Annotated in this window: 25 protein-coding genes; 3 read left to right on the top strand and 22 right to left on the bottom strand. The window is 36.0% G+C overall.

The annotated features are described in order from the left end of the window. Nucleotides 1-9: 9 nt before the first annotated feature. Nucleotides 10-459: a hypothetical protein gene (locus tag AC4BB7_RS04385; RefSeq protein WP_490484540.1), complete on the top strand. Its 450-nt coding sequence runs from the start codon at nt 10-12 to the stop codon at nt 457-459. Nucleotides 460-520: 61 nt separating this feature from the next. On the opposite strand, the gene AC4BB7_RS04380 is transcribed toward AC4BB7_RS04385, so the two are convergent. The 9 genes from AC4BB7_RS04380 to AC4BB7_RS04340 all read right to left on the bottom strand — a co-directional run bounded on the left by AC4BB7_RS04380 (nt 521) and on the right by AC4BB7_RS04340 (nt 11,103). Further along, the gene (locus AC4BB7_RS04380) at nt 521-1,282 is read right to left on the bottom strand and encodes an alpha/beta fold hydrolase (protein WP_490484539.1); all 762 of its coding nucleotides are present in this window, start codon (nt 1,280-1,282) and stop codon (nt 521-523) included. An 89-nt stretch (nt 1,283-1,371) separates the two neighbouring features. After that, on the bottom strand, nt 1,372-2,280 hold the full coding sequence (locus AC4BB7_RS04375; RefSeq protein ID WP_490484538.1) for a hypothetical protein: 909 nt from the start codon (nt 2,278-2,280) through the stop codon (nt 1,372-1,374). A gap of 251 nt (nt 2,281-2,531) precedes the next feature. Then, nucleotides 2,532-2,681, bottom strand: coding sequence for a 50S ribosomal protein L33 (gene rpmG / locus AC4BB7_RS04370; RefSeq protein ID WP_002296119.1), 150 nt, complete (start codon nt 2,679-2,681; stop codon nt 2,532-2,534). Nucleotides 2,682-2,808: 127 nt separating this feature from the next. Then, the gene (locus AC4BB7_RS04365) at nt 2,809-4,932 is read right to left on the bottom strand and encodes a penicillin-binding transpeptidase domain-containing protein (RefSeq protein WP_086311989.1); all 2,124 of its coding nucleotides are present in this window, start codon (nt 4,930-4,932) and stop codon (nt 2,809-2,811) included. A gap of 183 nt (nt 4,933-5,115) precedes the next feature. Continuing rightward, complete coding sequence (gene thrS / locus AC4BB7_RS04360; RefSeq protein ID WP_086311988.1) at nt 5,116-7,056, bottom strand: threonine--tRNA ligase; 1,941 nt, start codon at nt 7,054-7,056, stop codon at nt 5,116-5,118. A gap of 381 nt (nt 7,057-7,437) precedes the next feature. Beyond that, a complete protein-coding gene (gene thmT, locus AC4BB7_RS04355) occupies nt 7,438-7,617 on the bottom strand; it encodes a 2-hydroxymuconate tautomerase (RefSeq protein ID WP_086311987.1) in 180 nt (59 codons plus the stop codon). A 68-nt stretch (nt 7,618-7,685) separates the two neighbouring features. After that, a complete protein-coding gene (locus AC4BB7_RS04350; protein WP_490485117.1) occupies nt 7,686-8,312 on the bottom strand; it encodes a class I SAM-dependent methyltransferase in 627 nt (208 codons plus the stop codon). Nucleotides 8,313-8,353: 41 nt separating this feature from the next. Further along, nucleotides 8,354-9,823 (bottom strand): L,D-transpeptidase family protein, encoded by a 1,470-nt coding sequence (locus AC4BB7_RS04345; RefSeq protein WP_086311985.1) that lies wholly within the window; start codon nt 9,821-9,823, stop codon nt 8,354-8,356. Between the two features lie 428 nt (nt 9,824-10,251). Continuing rightward, entirely contained in the window at nt 10,252-11,103 is an 852-nt protein-coding gene (locus AC4BB7_RS04340) for an aminoglycoside 6-adenylyltransferase (RefSeq protein WP_490484537.1), read from the bottom strand. 162 nt (nt 11,104-11,265) lie between these two features. On the opposite strand from AC4BB7_RS04340, the gene AC4BB7_RS04335 reads away from it, so the two are divergent. Continuing rightward, nucleotides 11,266-11,847 carry a YdcF family protein gene (locus tag AC4BB7_RS04335; RefSeq protein ID WP_490484536.1) on the top strand — a complete coding sequence of 194 codons (582 nt, stop codon included), beginning with the start codon at nt 11,266-11,268 and terminating at the stop codon, nt 11,845-11,847. Nucleotides 11,848-12,027: 180 nt separating this feature from the next. Here the strand turns inward: AC4BB7_RS04335 and AC4BB7_RS04330 are convergent, their stop codons facing one another. From AC4BB7_RS04330 to AC4BB7_RS04270, 13 genes are all read right to left on the bottom strand, one after another. Then, complete coding sequence (locus AC4BB7_RS04330) at nt 12,028-13,101, bottom strand: WxLIP family cell surface protein (RefSeq protein WP_490484535.1); 1,074 nt, start codon at nt 13,099-13,101, stop codon at nt 12,028-12,030. A gap of 93 nt (nt 13,102-13,194) precedes the next feature. Next, on the bottom strand, nt 13,195-13,932 hold the full coding sequence (locus AC4BB7_RS04325; protein WP_490484534.1) for a WxL domain-containing protein: 738 nt from the start codon (nt 13,930-13,932) through the stop codon (nt 13,195-13,197). A 62-nt stretch (nt 13,933-13,994) separates the two neighbouring features. After that, a complete protein-coding gene (locus AC4BB7_RS04320; RefSeq protein WP_490484533.1) occupies nt 13,995-16,199 on the bottom strand; it encodes a hypothetical protein in 2,205 nt (734 codons plus the stop codon). 151 nt (nt 16,200-16,350) lie between these two features. Next, complete coding sequence (locus AC4BB7_RS04315) at nt 16,351-16,479, bottom strand: hypothetical protein (RefSeq protein ID WP_490484532.1); 129 nt, start codon at nt 16,477-16,479, stop codon at nt 16,351-16,353. Between the two features lie 205 nt (nt 16,480-16,684). Next, a complete protein-coding gene (locus AC4BB7_RS04310) occupies nt 16,685-17,404 on the bottom strand; it encodes a YebC/PmpR family DNA-binding transcriptional regulator (protein WP_086311980.1) in 720 nt (239 codons plus the stop codon). Between the two features lie 96 nt (nt 17,405-17,500). Then, nucleotides 17,501-18,670, bottom strand: a complete 1,170-nt coding sequence (locus AC4BB7_RS04305) for a nucleotidyltransferase (RefSeq protein ID WP_490484531.1) — start codon at nt 18,668-18,670, stop codon at nt 17,501-17,503. A 124-nt stretch (nt 18,671-18,794) separates the two neighbouring features. Further along, nucleotides 18,795-19,532 carry a class I SAM-dependent DNA methyltransferase gene (locus tag AC4BB7_RS04300; protein WP_086311978.1) on the bottom strand — a complete coding sequence of 246 codons (738 nt, stop codon included), beginning with the start codon at nt 19,530-19,532 and terminating at the stop codon, nt 18,795-18,797. A 1-nt stretch (nt 19,533) separates the two neighbouring features. Further along, nucleotides 19,534-19,872, bottom strand: a complete 339-nt coding sequence (rsfS, locus tag AC4BB7_RS04295) for a ribosome silencing factor (RefSeq protein WP_071877577.1) — start codon at nt 19,870-19,872, stop codon at nt 19,534-19,536. Nucleotides 19,873-20,050: 178 nt separating this feature from the next. Beyond that, nucleotides 20,051-20,653, bottom strand: coding sequence for a bis(5'-nucleosyl)-tetraphosphatase (symmetrical) YqeK (gene yqeK, locus AC4BB7_RS04290; RefSeq protein WP_490484530.1), 603 nt, complete (start codon nt 20,651-20,653; stop codon nt 20,051-20,053). Next, nucleotides 20,643-21,287: a nicotinate-nucleotide adenylyltransferase gene (locus AC4BB7_RS04285; protein WP_086311976.1), complete on the bottom strand. Its 645-nt coding sequence runs from the start codon at nt 21,285-21,287 to the stop codon at nt 20,643-20,645. Before AC4BB7_RS04285 ends, yqeK begins: the two co-directional genes overlap by 11 nt. A gap of 18 nt (nt 21,288-21,305) precedes the next feature. Then, the gene (yhbY, locus tag AC4BB7_RS04280; protein WP_025873132.1) at nt 21,306-21,617 is read right to left on the bottom strand and encodes a ribosome assembly RNA-binding protein YhbY; all 312 of its coding nucleotides are present in this window, start codon (nt 21,615-21,617) and stop codon (nt 21,306-21,308) included. Between the two features lie 31 nt (nt 21,618-21,648). Further along, the gene (gene yqeH, locus AC4BB7_RS04275) at nt 21,649-22,764 is read right to left on the bottom strand and encodes a ribosome biogenesis GTPase YqeH (protein WP_490484529.1); all 1,116 of its coding nucleotides are present in this window, start codon (nt 22,762-22,764) and stop codon (nt 21,649-21,651) included. Beyond that, on the bottom strand, nt 22,761-23,288 hold the full coding sequence (locus AC4BB7_RS04270) for a YqeG family HAD IIIA-type phosphatase (protein ID WP_086311974.1): 528 nt from the start codon (nt 23,286-23,288) through the stop codon (nt 22,761-22,763). Before AC4BB7_RS04270 ends, yqeH begins: the two co-directional genes overlap by 4 nt. 219 nt (nt 23,289-23,507) lie before the next feature. Here AC4BB7_RS04270 and AC4BB7_RS04265 point away from each other — a divergent pair, with 219 nt between their 5' ends. Then, nucleotides 23,508-23,900 (top strand): VOC family protein, encoded by a 393-nt coding sequence (locus tag AC4BB7_RS04265; protein WP_086311973.1) that lies wholly within the window; start codon nt 23,508-23,510, stop codon nt 23,898-23,900. The last annotated feature ends 33 nt before the right edge of the window (nt 23,901-23,933 follow it).

Raw genomic sequence — 23,933 nt, 5'->3', positions numbered from 1 at the left:
AGTAGTCAATTGACCCAAAATGAAACAGATTTGACGAATTTAAGAAGTCAAATAACAAATTTAACCAATGATAAAAATCAAATACAAGGAGCAATCACCTCCTTACAATCACAGCTAACTAATAAAAATGATGAGATCAAACAAAAAATTGTTGAACTACAACAAAAAGATACCCAGATTCAGCAAAAAATTGAGGAAGGCAAGCAAAAAGAAGCAGCCAAACAATTAGAAATCGATGCAAAAAATAAAGAAATTACTACATTAAATCAAAAGATCAATGATATAAACAATGAAAAAAATACACTTCAAGCTCAGTACGACGATTCACAACGAAAATTAGTCGATGCTACCAACCAAATCACCAGCTTGCAAGACTACGTCAAAAAACTAGAAAAAGCTAAAAATGATGCAGCTTCAGTGACTGCAAAATCCAATAGAATTATTGATCAACATAAATAAAAACAGACCTCTGCTAAAACTTTCGTTAGAATGTTCGAAAGTTTGAGACAGAGGTTTATTATTAATTGACTAATTGACTTTCAAAAAAATCGGCTACGACGTCCATCATCTCACCTTTGACCAAGTGTCCATCTCCCTCTCCAGTAAGAAACTGACTATTCTTAGCATAAGGTTCAGTCTCTATCCTTCGATAAAAATCCGCCATATCTTCATAAGGTATTTTAGGATCTTTTGTTCCGTGCCAAAATAAAATAGGACGCTGCGCTAACTTTTCAGGATTCTGTGAAAGGTCATAATTAGCGACCCAACTGAGCAATAAAGGTAAATCTTGCGGGACAAAAAAATCCAGTTCTGCAGACCGTTCCATTACACGCTCAATATAGCGTAGTGGAGCAGGTGTCCCCATCATACAAGCTGCCGTTTTTATTTCTGGATGTTGTGTCAATAAAGCACATGTTGTGATTCCCCCCATTGAAACACCTCCAACACCAATGTTTCCCTCTTCAATCAGTTGTTGCTTATCGAAGTGACGGACTAGCTGTGCAAATTCAATAATATTGTATTGAATACTCGACCAAAACGTTACTGACGGAATCGGAGACACTGGTCCAGTTTTTCTTTCACCATGGTTCATCGCATCAGGCAGAATCACACGCATTCCTTTTTTGGCTAACTTTCTAGCTTGAGTTAATGATAACTCCTTTGATGATTGCCAACCATGATAATAGATAACTAAAGGCAATATGTTATTTTTATTTTCTTCCGCGACAACTTCTAATACGGGAATTTTTTTAATATATCGATGCCTAATACTAATTTTCATATTTTCACTCCTAAAAAAACTTCTTGTTTTCTAGTATACATCTTAAACTAACATTCACTACTATGTTTAATATTACGCATTAAAAGACTCTATCGCTTATTTTTTTTTCGTCGTTTTAAAAGAACCCTTATGCGCAGCAGTGTTAAAATTATTACAACTACACCTATTATTCGAATAAAAATGATCATAACCATTCCTGATAAATCATTTTTATTCTTATTCTTTACCTCATAACTTTCTTTTATCACCTTTAAAGCCTCTGGTGGAATAGGATAATTCGTTACTCCTTCTTTTGTAATATCACAAGCATCCGCATAATTGCCTAAACCATCGCTTGCTCTGAGGTACATCTTTCCCTCAACAGCTTCTCGATTTAAATCAATAGTAAATCGGCCGTTTTTATCAACTGAAGCTTCTTGATAGTGATAGTCTTCATTATCCGTATAGAAAAGTTCGATTTGATACGTATTTATTGATAGTGGCATTTTCACTTCACCAGATATTGTTTTCTTTTCTTTATTAAAATTTATCTCTGAAAAATATATCGTTGGCTTATCACTACGAACCTGATATGGTACATTTTTGTAATGATAAATAACTCCTTCTTCTGAAGTAAAACATAAATCGGTTGAATAAATTCCAATTTTATTGGTTTTGACTGGATCCTTCTCATAATACATATCTTTGATCTTAATTTTATCCCGATAAAAAATCGTTTCAATGAATCCACTGTAACAGTTCGTTGGAGCATTTAATACGAATTGCGCAAAACTCATGTATGGACTATTATCAAAAGGAAACTCCAAATAGACTTCCTCTTTTTTTCTTTTACTATTCGTTGTTTTCCCATTTAAAATCTGCTTACGAGCATACCTACTCGTCAAGTCACTTGAAGCATCGAAACTTGATTCAGAAGAAAACTCTCCAGTGTTCTCTCCGTAGCAAATGCTAGGTAAAAATAAAAATACCAGACTAAACAACACCATCATCTTTTTCATAAAAAAACTCCTTCAACAACCTTGTAACAAAATAGTAACACAACTGACATCATATAGACATCTTTTAGATATTTTTAATTTTTTCTTAACTTTTGGTCATTAAATAACTAACGTCACCTTTTATAAAGTATAAAGAATTTTTTCTATAAAGCAAAGTTTATTTTTTGCTTTTGCATTTATTTAAGTATAATGACAAACAAAAAAGCTTTGAATCCATAGATGACAAGGATTCAAAGCTTTGAGTCAAAACCTTATTTTGTTTCACGGTGTAAAGTAACTTTTCTTTCACGTGGGCAATATTTTTGCTTTTCCAAACGATCAGGATTGTTACGTTTATTTTTGCTTGTAAGATAGTTACGTTCTTTACAAGAAGTACATTCTAAAGTAATGTTTACGCGCATGTGTTTTCCCTCCTATATCTAATTTCGTATTTCTAAGATATTTCTTAGCCTCAAATATCATATCATGTTTATTCAAGAATTTCTACCCTTTTAGCTAAATTTGTAAAGGAAAACTACTTTACAAATCTTATTGCGCTTTATATTCAGCATACGCATTAACGATGGCTGTAACCATTGATTGATTCGGTCTAGTACTTTCGCTGGTTAGATGAGGTAAAATCACACTAACGGCAATTTCTGGGTCATTATAGGGGGCATAAGCCACTACATTACTATTAACAGTAACATGTTCCCCTACATTGGTTTCAGCTGTACCCGTTTTAGCCGCAATATCAAGTGCTGCGCCTTGCATATATTTTCCTGTCGTAAAGACGCCATTTCCGTGTACAACATCATAAAAACCTTTTTGTATAATTTGCATTTGTTCCGGAGTGATATCAACTTTATTCAATTCTTTAGGTTTCGTCTCTTCTTTTAATTCGCCAAGTGAACCATCTGATTTATTATCGTAAATCCCTTCAACCACATGTGGAGCTAATCGAGTACCGCCATTGGCTACAGTCGAAGCATATTGTGCTAATTGCATCGCTGTATACGTATCATACTGACCGAAAGACAAATCAAGTAAATGCCCTGGCATTGGCGCACGATCAGGATTATCAAAGTCTTTATTTGTGAATCCTGTTTCTTCTCCAGGTAAATCGATTCCGGTTGGAACTCCCATTCCATATTCACCAAATGTTTTACGTAATACGTTGAACAGGGTTGGGTCACCTGTTTTATAAGGCAATTGCATATTATATTGATAATCTGTGTTCATCATTTTTAATACTAATTTCATCATGTAAGCATTGGACGAATACTCCAGCGCTTGTTCCGCACTCAGAGGAATTTGATTTCCTACAATCGTGTTATTAAAGACAGAAGCTTTCTGCTTACTCCCAAAAATTTGAATTGGTTCATCGATCAACACATCATTTCCAGAAATCACACCTTGTTCATAACCTGCTGATATCGTGGCACCTTTGACGACAGAACCTGGTTCAAAAGCTTTATTGATCGTTGCCAGTGGATTAGATGTCAACTCATTTGTCGCTAAATCGCGATCTAACGCAACCATAGCCATCACAGCCCCTGTCTTAGGGTTCATGACAACAACATAAGCACCATCAGAATAAGCAGCATTTCCTGTTGCTAATAGTTGTTGATACTGTGCCCGGACCACTTCCTCGATTTTCGCCTGAAAAGCCATATCGATCGTTAATTTTAAGTTCTCACCTTTTTTACCTTCTGATACAGGTGTTTGTGTCACAATTTTTCCATTACTATCTAACGTTACTTCTGAAATTGCTTTTTGACCTTGAAGAACATCTTCGTATTGTTTTTCTAAGTAGCTAGTCCCTACACGATCATTTAGTTCGTATCCTTTAGCGATATACTCATCTGCTTCTTCTGCTGGTAACCCAGCCTTTTGAGAGGATACTTTTCCTAATAGGTTTTTGAGATCTGTATCGGTTGGGTATTCTCGATCCCAGTCCATTCCAGTTGAAACACCAGCGATTTCTGAAGTGTGTTCTCCGATTATCGCAATTTCATCTTGAGTGACTCCTTCATTTTTGATGAAGGCCGTATTTAATTCTCCCACAGAATTCATTCGTTTAAAAATTGTCGCAGCTTGTAATGTATGCTCGTCAAAATTGATCTCTTCCGGTGTTACTTTTTCCACCGTTTTAACATACAATGTTCCTTCATCCGTAATCTTATTCCCTTTTTCATCAACCTTGTCTGCATCTTTCAATCGCTTTTGGGCAGCTTTTAAATTCTCTGGATTAGCCAACCAAAAGTCTTTTTTGTCCCGCTCGGTCAATTCATCTGCTGGAACATGGATCAAATCATTTACTTTATTTGCAATCGGCACAAGATCTTTCGTCTGAACCTTTTTACCACGTGTGTAGGTAATAGCTAAATTAGCTTTATTCCCAACAAGTAAATTGCCTTTAGCATCATAAATCTGTCCACGAGGTGCACTACTTTTGATTTTTAATATTGAGTTCTCTTCGGCTTTTTGTGCATACTGCTGTCCTTCAGCAATCTGCAAATAGCCTAAGCGAACAATCAACGCCACAAACAAACCAAAAATCACAAAAAACAATAAGTTCAAACGGAACGGAATATGGGATTTTTTATTCTTTTGTGTGATTGGTTCTTCACTGTCATTTTTTAATTTATCTAAAAAGCTCATTTTTTTCATTTATTGTTAATCCTCCATATGAGAAAAGTCTCGCTTCTCTATTGTAACGAAAAAATGCAAAAAAAAATAGAGGGAATCCTCTTACTAAGAAAATATTTAATTTTTATTGAATAAATGAAGAAAAAAGTGTTTAGCCTCTCGTGATTTCCCAGAACTAAACACTTTTTCTTCATTTCTTTACGATTATCTTCTACTATAATTGCCTACATCAGCAACCATGCTATCAACAAAGATATTTAAATCGATGACTTCTGTTTCTTTACTGCCATAACGACGGATGTTAACCGTTGCATCATCCATTTCTTTATCTCCAACAACGATTTGATAAGGAATTTTTTGTGTTTGAGATGCACGGATCTTATAACCCATTTTTTCATTGCGGTCATCTACTTCGATACGTAAACCTTGTTCTTGTAGACGTTTTTTCACTTCATATGCATAATCTGAATGTGCTTCAACTGATACTGGAATAATTGTCGCTTGAATTGGAGCTAACCAAGTTGGGAAAGCGCCTTTGTATACTTCTGTCAAGTAAGCTACGAAACGTTCCATTGTTGAAACGATCCCTCTGTGGATAACCAGTGGACGATGTGTATTTTCACCATCTTCACCTACATAAGTCAAATCAAAACGTTCTGGTAATAGTGCGTCGATTTGAATTGTAGAAAGTGTTTCTTCCATTCCTAATGCAGTTTTTACTTGAACATCAAGTTTAGGACCATAAAAAGCTGCTTCACCTTCTGCTTCAAAATAATCAATTCCAGCTTCATCTGCTGCTTCTTTGATCATTGTTTGAGATCTTTCCCACATTGCATCATCATCAAAGTATTTTTCTTTATTGTTTGGATCTCTTAAGCTTAGGCGGAAACGATAATCTGTTACATCAAAATCAGCGTATACTTCTACCATTAATTTTAATGTACGCAAGAATTCTTCTTTGATTTGATCTGGACGAACAAACGTGTGGCCATCATTCAACGTCATTTCGCGTACACGTTGTAACCCAGATAATGCTCCTGATTTTTCATAACGATGCATCATACCAAGTTCGGCGATTCTAATTGGTAGTTCACGGTAGCTGTGGATATCGTTTTTATAAACCATCATATGATGTGGACAGTTCATTGGACGTAGAACTAACATTTCGCCATCTCCCATATCCATTGGCGGGAACATATCTTCATGATAGTGATCCCAGTGTCCTGATCTCTTATAAAACTCAACATTGGCCATGATCGGTGTATACACATGTTGATAACCTAAGCTAATTTCTTTATCTGTGATATAACGCTCAATGGTACGACGAATTGTTGCACCTTTTGGCAACCAGAATGGCAAACCAGAGCCAACGTCTGGATTAAGCATGAATAAATCTAGCTCTTTCCCTAATTTACGGTGGTCGCGTTCTTTGGCTTCTTCACGCATTTTGATAAATTCTTTTAAGTCTTTCTTATCGAAAAAGGCTGTTCCGTAAATGCGTTGCATCATTTGGTTGTTAGAATTCCCTCTCCAATACGCACCTGCTACTGATAATAATTGGAATACTTGGATACGTCCAGTTGATGGTACATGGACACCACGACATAAATCAACGAAATCACCTTGGTCATAAACAGTGATAACTTCATCTTCTGGAAGCTCTGAAATCAATTCAACTTTGTAAGGATCGTCTGCAAACAATTCTAATGCTTCGTTCTTAGATACGACTTTACGGACGATCGGGTTGTTTTCTTTCACGATCTTCATCATTTCAGCTTCGATGGCTGGCAAATCTTCTGCTGTTATTGGATTTTCACCATTATCAGTATCATAGTAAAAACCAGAATCAATGGCTGGACCTACACCGAATTTGATCTTTGGGAATAAACGACGTAAAGCATTGGCCATTAAGTGAGCAGATGAATGACGTAAGATACCTAACGCATCCTCATGATCTGGTGTTACGATTTCAATACTTCCGTCTTCTTCGATTGGACGAGTCAAATCTATTAATGTACCATTGAATTTCCCTGCTAATGCTTTTTTAGCTAAACTATTGCTGATGCTTTTAGCAATGTCTAACGTTGATGAACCAGCCTCAAATTCTTTGACTGCGCCATCTGGAAAAGTAATTTTGATTGACATTTTTGTTTCCTCCTTTAGTAAACTATGATTGAAAAGATCGTATATTCACTTTATTTAGATCGTCTTTTTCAAACTTTTTGCAAAATACAAAAAGTCCTAGCACCTGACACTAAATCAGATACTAGGACGAAAAATTCGTGGTTCCACCTATTTTTAAACACAGCAAACAGCCATGTTCCTCAAGCGTATTAACGGTACGACCGCCTTTGTTTCGACAAAGGTTGGAAAAAGTGGTCATTCCTTGCGCGGGTCTGGAAAATTTTCAGCCAAGATTTTCCTCTCTAAAAGACTGCTTACAAGTTCAGTTGTCTTTCTCATCAATCATTTATGTGTTAATTTAAACACTTCTTCAACTAAAAAGCAAGTATTTCTTAAAAATGATTATTTTTTCCATTTTCCACCTTGTGCATAGCGGTCTTTTTTCATTTCATTTACGATAACATGGATATTTTCTTGTGGTGCTCCTGTATTTCTAGAGACAACTTCTGTGATCTCTTTGACCATGTTCGTTAGTTGTTCTTCACTACGACCTTCAATCAACTCTACATGAATAAATGGCATCTATTTCCCTCCGTTCACTTTTTGTAATTCTTTATAGTACAATCATAACATGTTTAGATTCTATTCATTCATTTTTCTGCACTCAAAATAAACAATGACGCCTCTTGATTCATAAATAGTTTCTTGCCATGATAAAACGTTCTACTTATAACAGATTTAAACCCAAGTTCCTCTAATTGCTTACCTAGTTCGGTCTGTGAAAAGCCGTTATGCACTTTCTCATGTTGAACGTTTTCATTTTTGTTAAAGTCAACGATCAAAATACGCCCCATTGGATTCAATGCTGAATACAATGATCTCAATAGATCTAGTGTGTCTGGAACATGTAACAGAACCAAAGAAACAACGATTAAATCAGCTTTTATATCAAAAGTATTCTCATTAGAAAAACTTCCAACAATCGTTTTTGCATTTGTTTCTTCCAGTTGGTCGATTTTTTGTTCCACGATACGAATCATTTCTTTTGATGGATCAACAAATACTATTTCTCTAAATTTATCTGCAATCTGAAGCCCAATCAATCCCGTCCCACAACCATAGTCGAGTGCGATTTCTCCTGAAAAATTTCTTAAATCTTTCTTGATTTCCTCAGCGATAATGCTTGCTAATTCTAATTGTTTCGGTGAATCATACCGATGGGCGATTTGATCAAAAATATTCATATGCTCCTTCTCCTCTTTAAACGTTCTTACTATGATAAAAAAAGAAGCCCTATCGGACTTCTTTTAGTTTCTTTTTAAGCAGGTTCACCATAGTCAACAGGCTTATCAAATTCTCCTGGGGCATCATCATAGATATGTCCATAAATGATTACAGGCATTCCTGCATACGCACCATTAAAGATTTGAGCCACGGCTGCTCCTGGTGTGTTGATACACCCATTACTCCCAAAGTTGGTCTTATATGCTTCTTTGTTACCAAAATACTCTGCTTTATAGTCTGCATCATGAATTCCAATTTGGGTTACCACACCACCGAAACTCTTCAATGGCATCCAATACTTGACCGGTACACTGTAACTTGATCCGTCTAACATTTCTCCTTCCAATTTTGTATCTGTATCTTTATACAAAATTGTGTGGAAGCCAGGAACAGTTGCTGTTCCCTTATTGTAGCGACCTGTGATCACATCTGTTTCAACTACTTTTACACCATCTTTAAAGAAATACATTTTTTGATCATTTAAATCAATTTCCACATAATCTTTATCAACTGTGGTTGACTGATTTACATCTCCATCGATCGGCACTGTGATCGTTTCGGTATCTTTATCACTATTGATCGCTTGAACAAGTAGATCTCTTGTTTGCGGCATATTGATATCCCAACCATAGCTACCATTATTTTTATACTTAGTCGTCACACCATGAACATTTTTAAAGATGATCGGTTTGTAAATTGAACCATATTTTTGATTCGTTTGTTCCACCCAAGCATAAACTTTATTCGGATCGACATTTCCACTTTCATCCATAAAGGATTGCAATTCTTCTTTGGTCAAAGTTAATTTTTCACCATTGATGTCAAGTGTGATTGCTTTATTTTCTTTTTTTGATAAGAGCGTTAGTTTTTCTTGAAGACCTTTATCATCTTTTGTCACTGCTGGCTTTTGATAAAACTCTTTCACATCATATACATAACTACCCTTGTTTTCATCTACATCTTTTAAAACTTGGTTCATCAAAGCTTCTTTATCAACAGTTGTTCCTGTTTGCTCAGGTATAATTTGATAATTACCCTCAACTTTTTCGATTCTAGCATCCTGACTTGGCGTTCCTTCTTCAAACGTCAACTCACTTAATTTATTTTTCAATTCTGATTTGTAATCTTCATTGATCGGTAACTTGATTGCTCGGTCACCAATATTTTGTTTCAAATATTCTTCTGTAATCTCATATTTTTCAGGTAACTCTATCTTTTCTTCTTTATCATTTACTTTAATGATAACAGATTCGGCTTTATTCAATTCTTCCAGTTTCTTTTTTGCAGCTTTTGCATTCAATAAACTGATATCAACACCATTAGCCTTTGCTGAAATAAAAAAGTGAGATTGGAAATAAACAAGCCCACCAGTAAAGACTAGTGCTAAACAAATCAACAAACCAACTACTGGAACTAACCATTTCTTTTTCTTATTCGGCTGATTTTTATTTTGGGGTGATCTTGCATTTTTCGCCGAGCGACTAACTGATTCTTCATTTTCCATTGAGCTATCTTCCTTTTTGATTATTTATATGCTTACTTTGATTCCACGCTTTTTCCTGTTTTAGACATAAATCGAAAGGAAGTCATCTTCCTGAGTATCTTGAAATTTTTCTACAATCTTCTGTAAGAAAGTTAGTTTAACGCTAGTTTAGTTAAATTTCTCTCAATCTTCAATTATTTTGCTTACATATGAGAAAAAATTCATATTTTATGTATAAATGCTAGTTTTTGACTTTTATCTGTTAAACAGGACTCAGCAACTCTCAAAATTTTGATACAGTGTACCTATCATTCTACCACACATGAGGGAGAGGAAAAAAGACTATTTGATGATATCTTTTATAAAATTCTAATTTATTTACGATAAACTTTAAAATGTGACTTGAACTTTGCTCGATACATCAAAAAAGTGCGATCTATTCAGTAAACTTATTGTCTGAAACTAAATTTTTTTGTATAGTCCATCACTTTTTCAGCGGTTTTTTGATCATAAATCAAGTTATTTTTGTGTGAGATTGCCTTTGCCACAAAATCAAATTGTTTTTGTAAAGTGAGCAAAGCAGTCCATGCAGCAGAAACACTCGAAACATCCATTGTTTTTAAGACAGCTTTGTATTGTTCATCTGACAAATAATTAGGTAAATATTTATAATTTTTCCCTACACTGAAATGATCTCCCTGATCAAAGCCCACTTGCCAAGACAATAATCGGAAAAGTTCTTTTCGACAGTTCTCATTCAAATGATCAGCTGCATAAAACAACTCATTACGACACAACCCCTTAACAACATATGTGCTGACCCACCAAAATTCATTACAGCAATCCGAAAATTCAGCCTGACTTGGACGTTTGATCCAATATTCTTGATCTGTGGCTTCTGTTAAGCTAGGTAGTAATTGATTTTTATCTAATAAAATAGTAGCTAAACGATCTCCTTCATTCCAATTGTCCGCCTGCTCCTTTGGACAAAGAGTCAAATCAATCCGATTGCCATCTTCAAATAGCATCAAATAGGTAAATTTCCCATTTCTTGATGGTGGAAACAAAACCATATCTTCTGGTGTCTGCATAATCAAACGTGACCCAAACTGATCGATCCACGTAGGATCTTCGATAAATTCCTCAATCGAATCCACAATATAAACAATATCATAATCTTGAAATGAATCTTTCGGAACATTCTTGTTTGTCCGAGAACCATTCATTCCAACAGCAAGTATTCTAACATCATTTGCGGCTATATCTAAAATCAATTGAAACATCTCTTCCTCTGCCCTCATAATTCCGCCTCCTATTTTTAGCTTTGTAACTATAGTATAAGACAAGAGAGCCTGCTATGTTATACTTTCTCTTAAAAACGTTAAAAAATTGTTAAAAAGAACTATATCCTATCTATTAAAATTTGTTTATCTACTACACTAGATATGAAAGGTTGTGTTGTTATGAAATGGGTGAAACGAATTATGTCGATTGTTGTAGGTTTAGGAATTATTTATGCTGGACTGATTCTTTTTTTGATTATAAGTGGAACAAAAGATCAGCCAACGAAAACCCCTGATACGGTGCTTATTTTAGGTGCTCAAGTAAAAGGTTCGTCAAAAGACAATACCTATCCAAGTACTGTTTTAAAAGAACGATTAGATGCAGCGATCCCTTATTTGAAAGATCATCCAGATGCAACAGTCATTGTTTGTGGCGGTCAAGGATCTGACGAGCCAGATAGTGAAGCCAATGTGATGGCTGAATATTTAAGAGTACATGGGATCACACAAAAACAAATCCTGATCGAGGATACATCCACTCGTACAAAAGAAAATATTCAAAATGCTCAACATAAACAAGCGCTAGGAAACACAGTTATCGTTACAAGTGATTTTCATATGTACCGCTCAAAACTTTTAGCAAAGCGCTTAGGAATAACCAAAATCAGCGGACTTCCTGCGATTTCTAAGTCTTCTGCTACTTTCAAAACCTATGTTAGAGAAATCTGTGCGTTAGGCTATGGATTGCTTTTTGATCATTGATTTTATCTTAACATGAGAAAAAGAACCCGTCCTTTGGGGAAGGACGGGAAAGGAGTTAAAAATGAAAAAGTGTTTTGTTAGGTTGTTGTTGGTATATTTACATAATACTAGGTAACTATGAAAAAAATGTGATATTTTTTCTTTTATTTTATTACTATTTACACTTTCCAATTTAAACCTCTATTCTTCTGATTTAGTTAAGCTTTTTTTTAACTGCTCATATTTTTCCTGTTGTCTTTTTTGTTCTTTTTTCATTTTTTGATTAAAGTAATAAATAATACCTAAAATCACTGCTAAAATTCCTGCTCCTATTCCAACAATCAAATTCCATGGAAATTGATTGTTGGAACCAGGAGGCAAGTTAAGTGCTGTCGCATTATATTTTTTTGCTTCTTTTTCCTCTATTTTAAACTTTCTTTCCCATGACCAATCTTTATAACCATCATTTGCCTTTAGCTTAACAGTGTAATTTCCCGCAACAAAAGGTTGGTCCTTTAAATCTATTTTATAGTTAAAATTCGTATTGGGTGCCATCGTTAAAGATTCTTGATGGTTTTCATAGCGTGGTTTGGTTTCATCTTCATAGTAAAGTTTCGCATCTAATTGTAGTTTTTTGATCATTGCCGCTTTTTTATCTTGAATATTCATAATGACAGCATTATTTCCATTTAATTGAGTCGCCTTAACATCATTCAATGCTAACTCTGGTTTGACTTCTTTATCTGTCTCGCTCAGTAAAACCCCTACAACATATGAAAAACGGTTACCAACTGCTAAAGCCCCTTGACTTTGTGCTTCTTTTTCTTCTTTTTGCTCGAAATAAAGACCACCTAAAACGTATCCGTCAAACGGATGTTTTGGGATATCCACTGTACATTCAATTGTCTTATTTGATTTTTTTGGTAAAATGATCTCCTTAGGCATAGAGGCGATTTCACTGAATGTAAAAACTGCAGATGAATCCTTTTTGGTATCCTTATAAGAGTAATCAACAACACCATTGTCGTTTGTGATAGCTGAATTTGCTGAAGCGTAAACCGTAATCTCTTCGTCTGTATCATTTGTCAATTCTATACTAAGTGTTTGAGTTTCTCCAGGCACTACTCTTAAATCGAAATAACTAATCTCTTTACTAAGCTGGTTTTCTGGTAAGATCGCCTTCACACTAAAATCGATTTCACTAGCTTGACTGACTGATCCAATAGTCAAAAATAATAATAAAATAATAGCGGCTAAATATCTCCTCTTCTTCATACCTAAAACTCCTTATAATTATACTGAAAAGAAGCCTATCACAAAACAGCTTCTTTTCAGTCTCTTAACACCCATTTTCAGATAACCTATTCGTTAAAGCGGACTATCATTCAACGTCCAAGTAAGTGTTGTTTTATATTGATTATTCGCAACTTTGGTCGTTGCGTTAGGCACGGTCAATTTAACTCCTTGAGCTGCTCCCGCACCTGATCCAAATGCAAGTGTCCAAGTCCCCATCCCTGTAGAAACTAATGCTGTAGCTACTGGTGATGAAGCTGCACCGGTAGGATCCAAAGTCACTGGTAATGTTGTCGGTGCTAATGCAATTAATTCTGTAGAATTAGGTGTTGCAGCTACAAAACTCATCTGAGCATTTGTTAAAACAGCTGGAGTACTATCGGCTGTTTGAAACTGACCATTTTGCTTCACTGTTAATTTCCAGCCAAGATTCAAGCCCCGTTTATCCGTTACTTGTGCGTAATTAGGGACACTGATCAGTGTCGAAAGTGAATTTTGAACTTGGTCTAATTGCGCATAGTAGGTGGCATCAACAGTTTGAATCACTTTAGTTCCAAAGTGAAAATTAGAGACATAGTCCAAACTAAGTGGACCGCTAGTTCCTGGTTGATGAGGATCTGCTGGATTCGGCGTTACTGGCTCAGTTGGGTCTGTCGGATTAACTGGTGGTGTTATTGTAGTGTCTTGAGAGAAACTGATATCTGCATTTGACGTCAACGACCCTACATTAACGGCTTCTCCAACTATTTCTCCTATAAATCCGCAAGAAGCAATGACACCAACAGTTAACAAAGAACCTAAAATCTTTTTCATTATTACTACCTTCTTTCAGTTTTTATTTTAACTTCTCACTATTTTAAGAAGCCAAATCAAAATTATAAAGGAGCATCTGATAATATCCATTGTAATTGAGCTGTGTATGACTCATTTACATTGATATTTACACTAGGTGTAAGATTTAAAAAAACACCGTTCTGTTGATTCCATGAAATCACAACATTATTATTATCAGAAGAAGTATAGGCATACGCTTCTGAAGCAATTGTAGTTATTGCAGCATCTTGACCATTTTTCCGATAGACAAAAGCTTGGTTAATCGTTTTATTCGTCGTTGTAGATTTCATCGGTTGACTTTCTCTAACAAGTAAGTGCCACTGACTTTTAGCCACTCGACCGTCAGCAACGATCATTGAAGTATCTACTACGCTCGGACTGTATGTTGTTGTTTTAGTCGGAACAGGTATACTTTTAAACGAGATCTGCTGAGGTGATTGAACAAAACGCAACGTACCATCTCCTACTGGAATTGAAGTTGCACTATTTTGCGGCGTAATCGCTGTGTTACCACCATCAACGCCTCCTATAATACTGGAAAACGGCAGCGATTGTCCTGTCATATTTTGAGCAATAACACCGGTATATTGCAATTTAAAACTTGTATTTGGCTGTGTAAAATTATTTATTGCCAAGGGATTTTGATAATACCAATATTGCATGTTCAAAGTAGAGTCCGTTAAAAGCTGTGCTCCTAACACCGGTGTTTGAACACCAGTATTGGAAATTCTGGTCAGAGTTACTGGACTTAACTGGGATAGTCCATTTGGAACGTATGCTTTTAACATTTGCTGTCCCCATGTTGCTGGCTGATTCGTCAAAGTTGTTGTCAGTGTATAGCGAATGGTTTGACCTGTGACTGCAGATGGTGCTGCTTCCCAATTTCCTTGAGCATTTAATCGTTCAATCGTCTGTATAACTGAAATAGTGGGTGTTAAATAAGGAATCGTTTGGCTGTATCCCGTGCTCGTTACCAACACATTTCCAGTACGGTCACTTAATCCTCGAACCGATAAACTAACTGTTTCCCCTCCATTAAACATTGGTAAATTTGAAAATTGAAAACTCCCATTTGCATTTAATGGCGTTGTGTATACAGTTCCCCCATTGATTTGCAGAGCTACTCGATATGTCCCTGCATTCGTTTGTCCTGCAGATCCAGAAAGCTGAGTACCGCCTGGTGTTACTTGAATGGCTGTTACTGGCTGAATCGGCCAACTAACTGATTGCGCTATCGATGATGGACTTTGAATATAATTACTTGTCGTTTTTGATTGGGCAATAATAAGTGCTGTAACACTATCACCATATTGTAAAGCAGATGCTAAAGATGTGCTAAAATTTCCCGCTGCATCAACTGGTATACTATTGATAACAATCGGCGCAGATGTCCCATCGGAGCGAGTAATTGTCAGTTGAACAGTGTAAGTATAAGCACTATTTTGGACTTGTTGAATCTTACCTCCAATAGATGTCTGTAAATTCAAAAGCGGACTATTTAAACTAGGTGCTGTAACATTTGGAACACCAGTCCCGATTGACATAGAGGGCAGAGCAATCACACCAGACTGGGAAACATTTCCTAAAACTAAATTTATAATGTTCAAGCCATCCGTCGATGAACCAAAGACTCCTTTAATAGGATAGTTTACGCCGTTACTTGCTGGTGGAATCGTGATGCCATTTTGATACAAAACTGCTACATCAAAACTGAAACTAACTGCCCAACGGCTAAGGCCTAATAGACCGACAAGATTGGTAGGAAATGTGACATACACTGAATTATAGGTGCTACTATACGCCAATGTAAATCCACGTGTCGTATCATGAATATTATAAGAGGTACTTCCAATTATCGGAGCAGGAACAGTTACCGTACCTGTAAGCAGAGCTAAGAAACTCTGTTGCTTTGTCGTACTGCCGTTGATTTGATTTGCGATTTCAGCCGGCAATTGAAGCATGATTAGAGGTTGTCCTCCTAAGGATAAATCTAGCGTAGGTGTATAAGTATACGTCATTGTAATAATTGATTGCCCTGTTCCACCAGTTGTGTAAGTTCCACTTAGTGCACCAGATCCAACAGTAACTAGTCGTTCCTGAACATCCCTCATTACTTCTGGTTGCTCGTTTTCAACTTCAGTTTGTTCACTGATCGTTTCATCCTCTGCAAACGCTTGATTTACCCCGACCTGAAAAACACTCAGTATCAATCCTAAAAAAAATAGAAATAACCACTTATGTTTCACTACGACGCCTCCTTTTACTAGCCGTTGTTTAGCGTACCTGTTTCCAATAGTATAAAATAATAAATAATTATTATTTAAAAATTATTTTAGATAAAAAAAAGCCTAATAAATATTGGTTCAATTGTTTCGTTACATTGATTCTATACTGTGGTTACAATAAAGTAAAATATTTGCGATTGCTATTTTTCGTTTCAACGATTTGAAAATACTGGTCTAAAATTGGCTTCTCTTCTTTCTTTATTGATAGTTTTTCATCAACTGGTTGATTACAAGTTCTCATCTATATTTTCACACGACACTAAATTCTCAAAAATTTAGATAAAATGCTAAATATTTGAGAATTTAAAACAAAAATGCTATTATACTATTGTTCTTAGTTTTTTCATATTGTGTTTCCCTTCATATAGTGTGTGTATGAAGGGTTTTTTTTGCTCAAAAAAATGGTTGGGCATAACTCTACGAGTCACATCCCAACCACTATTTTCTTACTCACCTAAATCAACATTGTGATAAACCTTTTGAACATCATCAAGATCTTCCAAAACATCGATCATTCGTTCAAATTTTTCTAGGTCTTCTCCAGTTAATTCCACATCATTTTGTGCAATCATTTCTAATTCAGCTACTGAAAATTCTTCAATGCCTTTTTCTTTCAGTGCTTCTTGTACTGCATGCAGTTCTTCTGGTTCTGTATAAACGATGATTTGACCTTCTTCTTCTGTAACATCACGAACATCAATGTCTTTTTCCATCAAATATTCAAGGATATCATCTGCATCATCACCAGCAAACCCAATAACACCAGTATGGTCGAACATATAAGCTACAGCACCACTGACACCCATATTTCCACCATTCTTACCAAATGCCGCACGAACATCTGAAGCTGTACGATTCACGTTATTCGTCAAAGCATCCACAATAACCATTGAGCCGTTTGGTCCAAATCCTTCATAACGTAATTCAGAATATTGTTCATCACCAGAACCTTTTGCTTTTTCGATTGCTCGATCGATGATATGTTTCGGTACATTATATGTTTTTGCGCGCTCGATAACAAACCGTAATTTCTGATTTGCTTGAGGGTCAGGATCACCCGATTTCGCTGCTACGTAAATTTCAATACCGAATTTTGCATAAACTCGGCTGTTATTTGCGTCTTTGGCAGCTTTTTTCTCTTTAATATTTGCCCACTTACGACCCATATTCTCACTTCGCTTTCATTCATTATTATTATTTTGGATTGTATTGCCTTTATCATTATACTTGGCAAATGGACTTTTGTTAAGTGTTTTTTGCTTTTAAGAGATACGAATTGGAAAACGGCCAAAACTTTGTTCTAAAATGCGCTGATTACCTAACTGATAAAGCTGATTACTGCGGATATCTAACGCTAATTGAGAATTCAAACGCTTTGACACCTTTGTGACCAAGGGCAATGCTAGATTCTTTTTTTTTTCTCGTAAAAAATGTTGTCCTTGTTCTGTGAAACCCAGAACTTGTAAATGACTGTTATTCCAAGAATTTTCTATTTCCTGTTGTTTCACATTATTTAGAATGTAAGTCGCCAATCGTTGCAAGCGCGTCCATGTATAGCGTTTTGTTTTTGCCTGCTCCATAAAATTTTGAAAAGAATCAGAAGTCTTAGCTGCTTCTTGTAAGCGATATTCGATGCCTTCTTTCATTTGGTAAATCTCTTGTAATTCAGTAATCGAACTGCTGATCAACTTATATTTTAATAAAGTCCAATAATCTTCCCATGAAACGGTAGCTGAATTCGCCAAATCAATTGCTACTTGCTCTGGCAATACTTGCTTGATTTGATCTAATTTCTCTGAGAAAACAGCTTTCCTAATTGCAGTAGCACTGGCAAAATTTTGATATATGTTGGTATCATGATACCCTGCTTGTTCTCTCTTTAAAGGATACAATGTCATCGGTTTTTCATACGCAGCATTTTCTTTTGCATAACTTAATCCTAAAATATGATTAGGTGAAGAAAAATCCAATCCATTTTGCGGATATAACCTACGAAAAACTTCTGTCATCTGTTGTGGATAACTCATACCGTTATTTTTGATTTGTTGATACGTTTGATCGATTTCTGTTTGGTTCTTATTCACAAAATCCCCAAACTGTTCATAATCCATCTCTGTCTGATTATCTGTACCAAAACATAGTCCATCACAATGTAAAGCCTGAAGCAACTTGATTCCACCTGCGGCAAAATAGTCGGCTGATTGCACCGCATACGCAAACGGTAATTCAATAACTAAATCGATGCCATGATTCAAGGCTTCTTTAGCTCTTGTCCATTTGTCTATAATCGCAGGTTCGCCTCGTTGTAGGAAATTCCCACTCATTACAGCTATCACAACTTCTGCACCACTTAACTCTCGTGCCTTTTTTGCATGATACAAGTGTCCGTTATGAAAAGGATTGTATTCAACAATAATGCCGCAACTTTTCATCTTTTTCTCCTTCATTCAGATCATTTCTATTTGAATTTCATCATACCATGTTTATTTCGGTACGAAAACAAAAGAAAATGAGCGAACTAAACTTTTAAAAGTTTTGCTCCGCTCATTTCCTTGATTATTTTTTACACACAAAAAACCAGCGTTTGCTTTCTTCTGTAGGTGCATCGTCTGTGAAATCTGCATAAACTGAAACATCCATAAAACCAGCACTTTCCAACATCATCAAATAGTTCTCCATTGTATAAGTACGTTCTTGATGCAATTCATCTTGTCGAATAAACAATTCGTCATTTCCATGCTCTTTCACAAAAAATGTTAAAAAGTGTTCGATGCTATGCTCTTTTTCTCCTGGATAGCTATCCCATAAGAAAGCAAATTCTTCTGTCTGGTAATGATAGCTGTATTCAGGAAATACTTTGTCGACTTGATAAATAGAATGGACATCAAAAATAAAGACACCCTCATCTTCTAAGGCTTGATAGACATCGTCAAAAACTTGTTGTACTTCCTGACGGTTTGCCATATAACAAAGTGAATCAGAAAAACAAGTGATGGCATGATATTGACCCATTTCAGATAAATCCATCATGTTCCCTTGGACAAACTGAACCTGAACTTCTTCTTCCGCTGCTCGTTTACTCGCCATCATCAACATTTCTTCAGATAAGTCCAACGCTGTTACTGTAAATCCCGCTTTAGCAAAATTCACAGCTAAAGCACCTGTCCCACAAGCCATTTCTAAGACATCCTTTTTTCCTTCTGGTAAATGACGTTTTGAAAACGCCAACCACTGATCATAAAGGCTGTCATCCATTACTTCATCATAAACGAAAGCAAATGTTTCATATGCCATATTACTCGACCCAAGCGTGAAGATCAACCATTGGTGCATCTGACCAAAGTTTTTCTAAATTATAAAATCCGCGTTCTGCTGATTGGAATACATGAACAATGATATCACCTAAATCGATCAATACCCATTTGCCGCCATCTTTTCCTTCAATTCGTTTTACTTCCACATTTGCTTCTTCTTCTTTTTCGATAATTTCTTCTACAATGGCATTGATTTGACGTTCACTTGTTGCTTGGCAAATCATAAAGTAATCTGCTAAAAGTGAAATCTCATGCACATCTAAAGCGACAATTTCCTCTGCTCTTTTTGAATCCGCTGCTTTTACAGCGATTTCTAAAATCTGTTGACTATCTATGATGGTTTCCTCCCATTATTTAATTAAATTTTTTTATCACTGATGAACGAGTTCAATCAGCTTTTCCTTGATTCAGCTTCTCAAAGCAGCCCTTGAGGAAATTAGACAATCTTCCCATGGAACAAGTAACCTTCCATGATCAGTTTCCTTAATCTCTAAAGAGCTAATCGCTCTGCTCAGCTTTTCCTACTACCCAATAATTATATGTCTCAATTGTTTTAGGATAAATTTTTTGTTCTTGTTCAATAAGATGTAACAAGGTATGTTTTGTTTCGTAAGCAACTGCTTCATCCAAATCAACTAAAGCAAGTTCTCGTGCTTCTTTTACACCAGGAAAATGTCGACCTGGTTCGATATAGTCTGCAACATAAATAATTTTATCTAGTAAACTCATTTTAGCAGCACCTGTCGTATGCAGTCGAATTGCTTCTAAGATCTCTTCGTCGTCGATTCCAAGTTCTCGTTGAACCATACTCGCACCGACAAGACCATGCCAAATCGCATTGCCATAATCGAGTAAATCTTGATCGTAGCCATCACGCTGTATGATTAGCTGAAATTCTTCATCTGGACGTTCTTTAGCATAATCGTGGGTCAAAGCCGCAATACTTGCTTTTTCTTCTGAGGCACCATATTTAGCCGCAAGCGCTACAGCCATTTCTTCAACACCTAAAACATGTTTAAAACGGCGCTCACTCATATGCATCTGGACTTTTTGCATCAGTTCTTCTCGTTTAAACGTCGTATATTTTCCGCTAAAATCCATCTACATACAGCCCCTTCTCTTCTATATAGTGTATCACACTATCAGGCAATAAGTAGCGTGCTGAACAACCATTGTTGATTTTTTCGCGAATCAGTGTGGAACTAATATCCATTTGCGGAACATCTACCCAAATGATTGGATAAGGGGTAATCGTTCCATAATGCGGACGACGAATACCGACAAAACTTGTTAAGGTCAATAATTCATCAATCTTATGCCACTTTGGTAAATATTCTACCATGTCTCCGCCAATGATAAAATAGTAATCTGTATCTGGGTTATTTTGTGTTAAAGCTTTCATTGTGTCATATGTGTAACTTTTTCCTTTTCGGAACAATTCGATAGGCTCAACAGCTAAATTATGATTGTCAGCAATTGCAAGTTCCAACATTGCTAATCGATGTTTACTATCTATCGTCTTTTTTTCATCTACATGAGGCGGTAAATAAGTAGGCATCAAATAGACTTTGTCCAACCCAAGCTGTTGTTGTACTTGATCGGCCATTACTAAATGTGCCAAATGAACCGGATTAAAATTCCCGCCTAAAATTCCTACCTGTTTACGCTTTTGAAAAAGCTCTGCTTCTTCTACAATTACTTCTGCTTTTAATGCTGCATTCGTATTTGTCCCCATTTTTCTTACCTCCAAGTTTTAAATTGCTTTAACTTCTTTAGAGATCTTTTGATATTTTTCGTTAGATGATGGTTTAAATAAAACTAATACACGACCAATGATTTGAACGATATCACAATGAATATCTGCTTTTAATGCAGCGGCTACATCTTCAGCGATTTCATCGGTATTTTGTAATAATGTGACTTTGATCAATTCACGTTTTTCTAATGCTTCATTGATTTGTACCACCATCGCAGAATTTAACCCGCCTTTACCAATTTGAAAAATCGGTTGTAAATGGTGCGCTTGACTACGTAAAAAACGCTTTTGCTTTCCTCTTAAATCCACTAATTTTCCTTCTCTCTGTTCCTATCTCTTATTAAATCAAGGCTTTTCTTCTTAACACATCGACACCTTTTGGAGCCCAGCCAGCAACTACACATGGTTCTGTTACTGTGATCCAGCCAAGTCCAGCAAATACAATATCTGTCTTCTCTTTAATTGAAAATTCAAAGCGAACCAACTCTGGAAATGCCGTCACTTCATCTGGACGTGGTGGTTGCAATAATCCGCCCACATGTTTTTCGTAAAAAGCATCAGCTGTAACTGATTTAGTACGGTGGATCGATAAATCATTTGACACATAAGCAATAAATGAACTACGCTCTCCCTGAATGAAATCAAAACGAGCCAAGCCGCCAAGAAATAGTGTTTGTTCAGGATTTAATTGATACACTTTGGGCTTGATTTCTTTTTGTGGCGCAATGATTTTTAAATCTTTTTTCCCAAGATAATGCGCCATTTGATGACGATGAATGATTCCTGGTGTATCGATCAAGAAATGTCCATCATCTAAGGGAATTTCAATTTTGTCCAATGTCGTTCCAGGAAATTGTGATGTTGTGATAACATCTTGAACACCTGCAGTCTGCTTAATGATTTGATTGATCAACGTTGATTTCCCAACATTTGTCACACCAACTACATATACATCTTTACCTTCACGATATTTTTCGATCGTCTCAAGTAAGTTTTCCATTTCTTTAGGTTTCTTGGCACTAGTCAACAAAACGTCAACAGGACGCAAACCTTCTTCATGGGCGCGTTCTCTCATCCATTGAATCATTTTAGGTTTCTTTAATGATTTCGGCAGAATGTCGACCTTGTTTCCTACCATCAAAACAGGATTATCACCGATAAAACGATGTAACCCAGGAATCAGAGAACCATTAAAATCAAAAATATCAACGACATTTACGATCAATGCATCTTCTTTGCCCAATTCATTTAACAAACGTAAAAAATCATCATCCGTCAATTGAACGTCTTGAATATCATTGTAATGTCTTAAACGAAAACAGCGTTGGCAATAAACTTCCCCAGTCTCCATTCCTTTTTCAAATGCTGCTCTTGGCGTATAACCTAACTCATTTGGTTGCTCTGTTTGAATGACCGCACCACAACCGATGCAGTGAATTGCTTCTTGCTCACTCATTCTAGTCCGCCTTTCCATATCATATCTGGATGCTTCTTCGCTAAATGTTTCATGATTTTCCGTTCAAAAAAACGATTGATTCGTGTATTCCACCCGTCTGTATCAACGATTGGACGAACTAAAATATTTCTGATCCCAGCAGCATTTGCCCCACGAATGTCTGTCATGATCTGATCACCGACCATCACTAGTTCTTCTGGTTTTAACTGCAGTCTTTTTTCAGCTTCTCTGAACCCTCTTGTAGAAGGCTTCAATGCTCTAGATACATACTCTAGATCAAATTTTTCTACCGCACGTTTGATACGGCTAGATTTATTATTTGAAACGACCACAACTGGAATTCCTGCATTTTTCATTTCTAGAATCCACGTCAATAACTCTTCCGTTCCATCTGGATTATCCCAAGCGATCAAAGTATTATCCAAATCTGTCAACACAGCTTTGATTCCTAATTTTTTTAATTGGTTCGGCGTGATTTTATAAATCGCATCGACCATCCAAGTTGGTTTAAATTTTAAAAACATAGTAACTCCTCTCATCTCCACGATGAACTTTCTCATAATGAAAGGAGTACTAAGCTAGCACTCCTCCAATTTGTATTATACTGCATTTTCCTAAAAAATTCTATAAATGCCAACCATAATTTCGCTCATTCAAAATATAACTAACAATCACTATTTTTCTCAAGTACCTATTAATGTGCTAAACTTCTTCTAAAGTAAAAAATGAAGTGAGGGAATTTAATGACGGTCAATATAAAAAAAGCATCTATCAATCTCTTTGTTCCAGATACAGAGATAGCGATGACACTTTATGAAAAAATATTTGATGCAAAGAAAATAGAACTATCGGTTACAGATAAAATAAAATCTGGACGTTTTAGTATTGGAGAAAGCCTCTTTGCTCTGGCAGATGAACAACCAGAAAGTGGTGGAAAATCCCCTTTGACATTACAAGGAACACCATTTTGCATTCAGTTAATCTGTGATAATGTGGAAGAACTTGTTGAAAAAGCATTAAATTCAGGTTTTAATCTAGAAATGCCGATCACCATTGTTCCTGAGAAATTTAAAGTAGCAAATATTAAAGACCCTTTTGGCTTTGTTTGGTCGATTTCTGAAGTTTATACGGATTAATGCATATATAAAAATGGAGCAAGCCAAATTGGG

It is taken from the genome of Enterococcus sp. AAFC-DPL-5182, from assembly GCF_058216605.1.
Note: the sequence above shows the minus strand (reverse complement) of the source record. Positions and strands in the feature narration are given on the sequence as shown.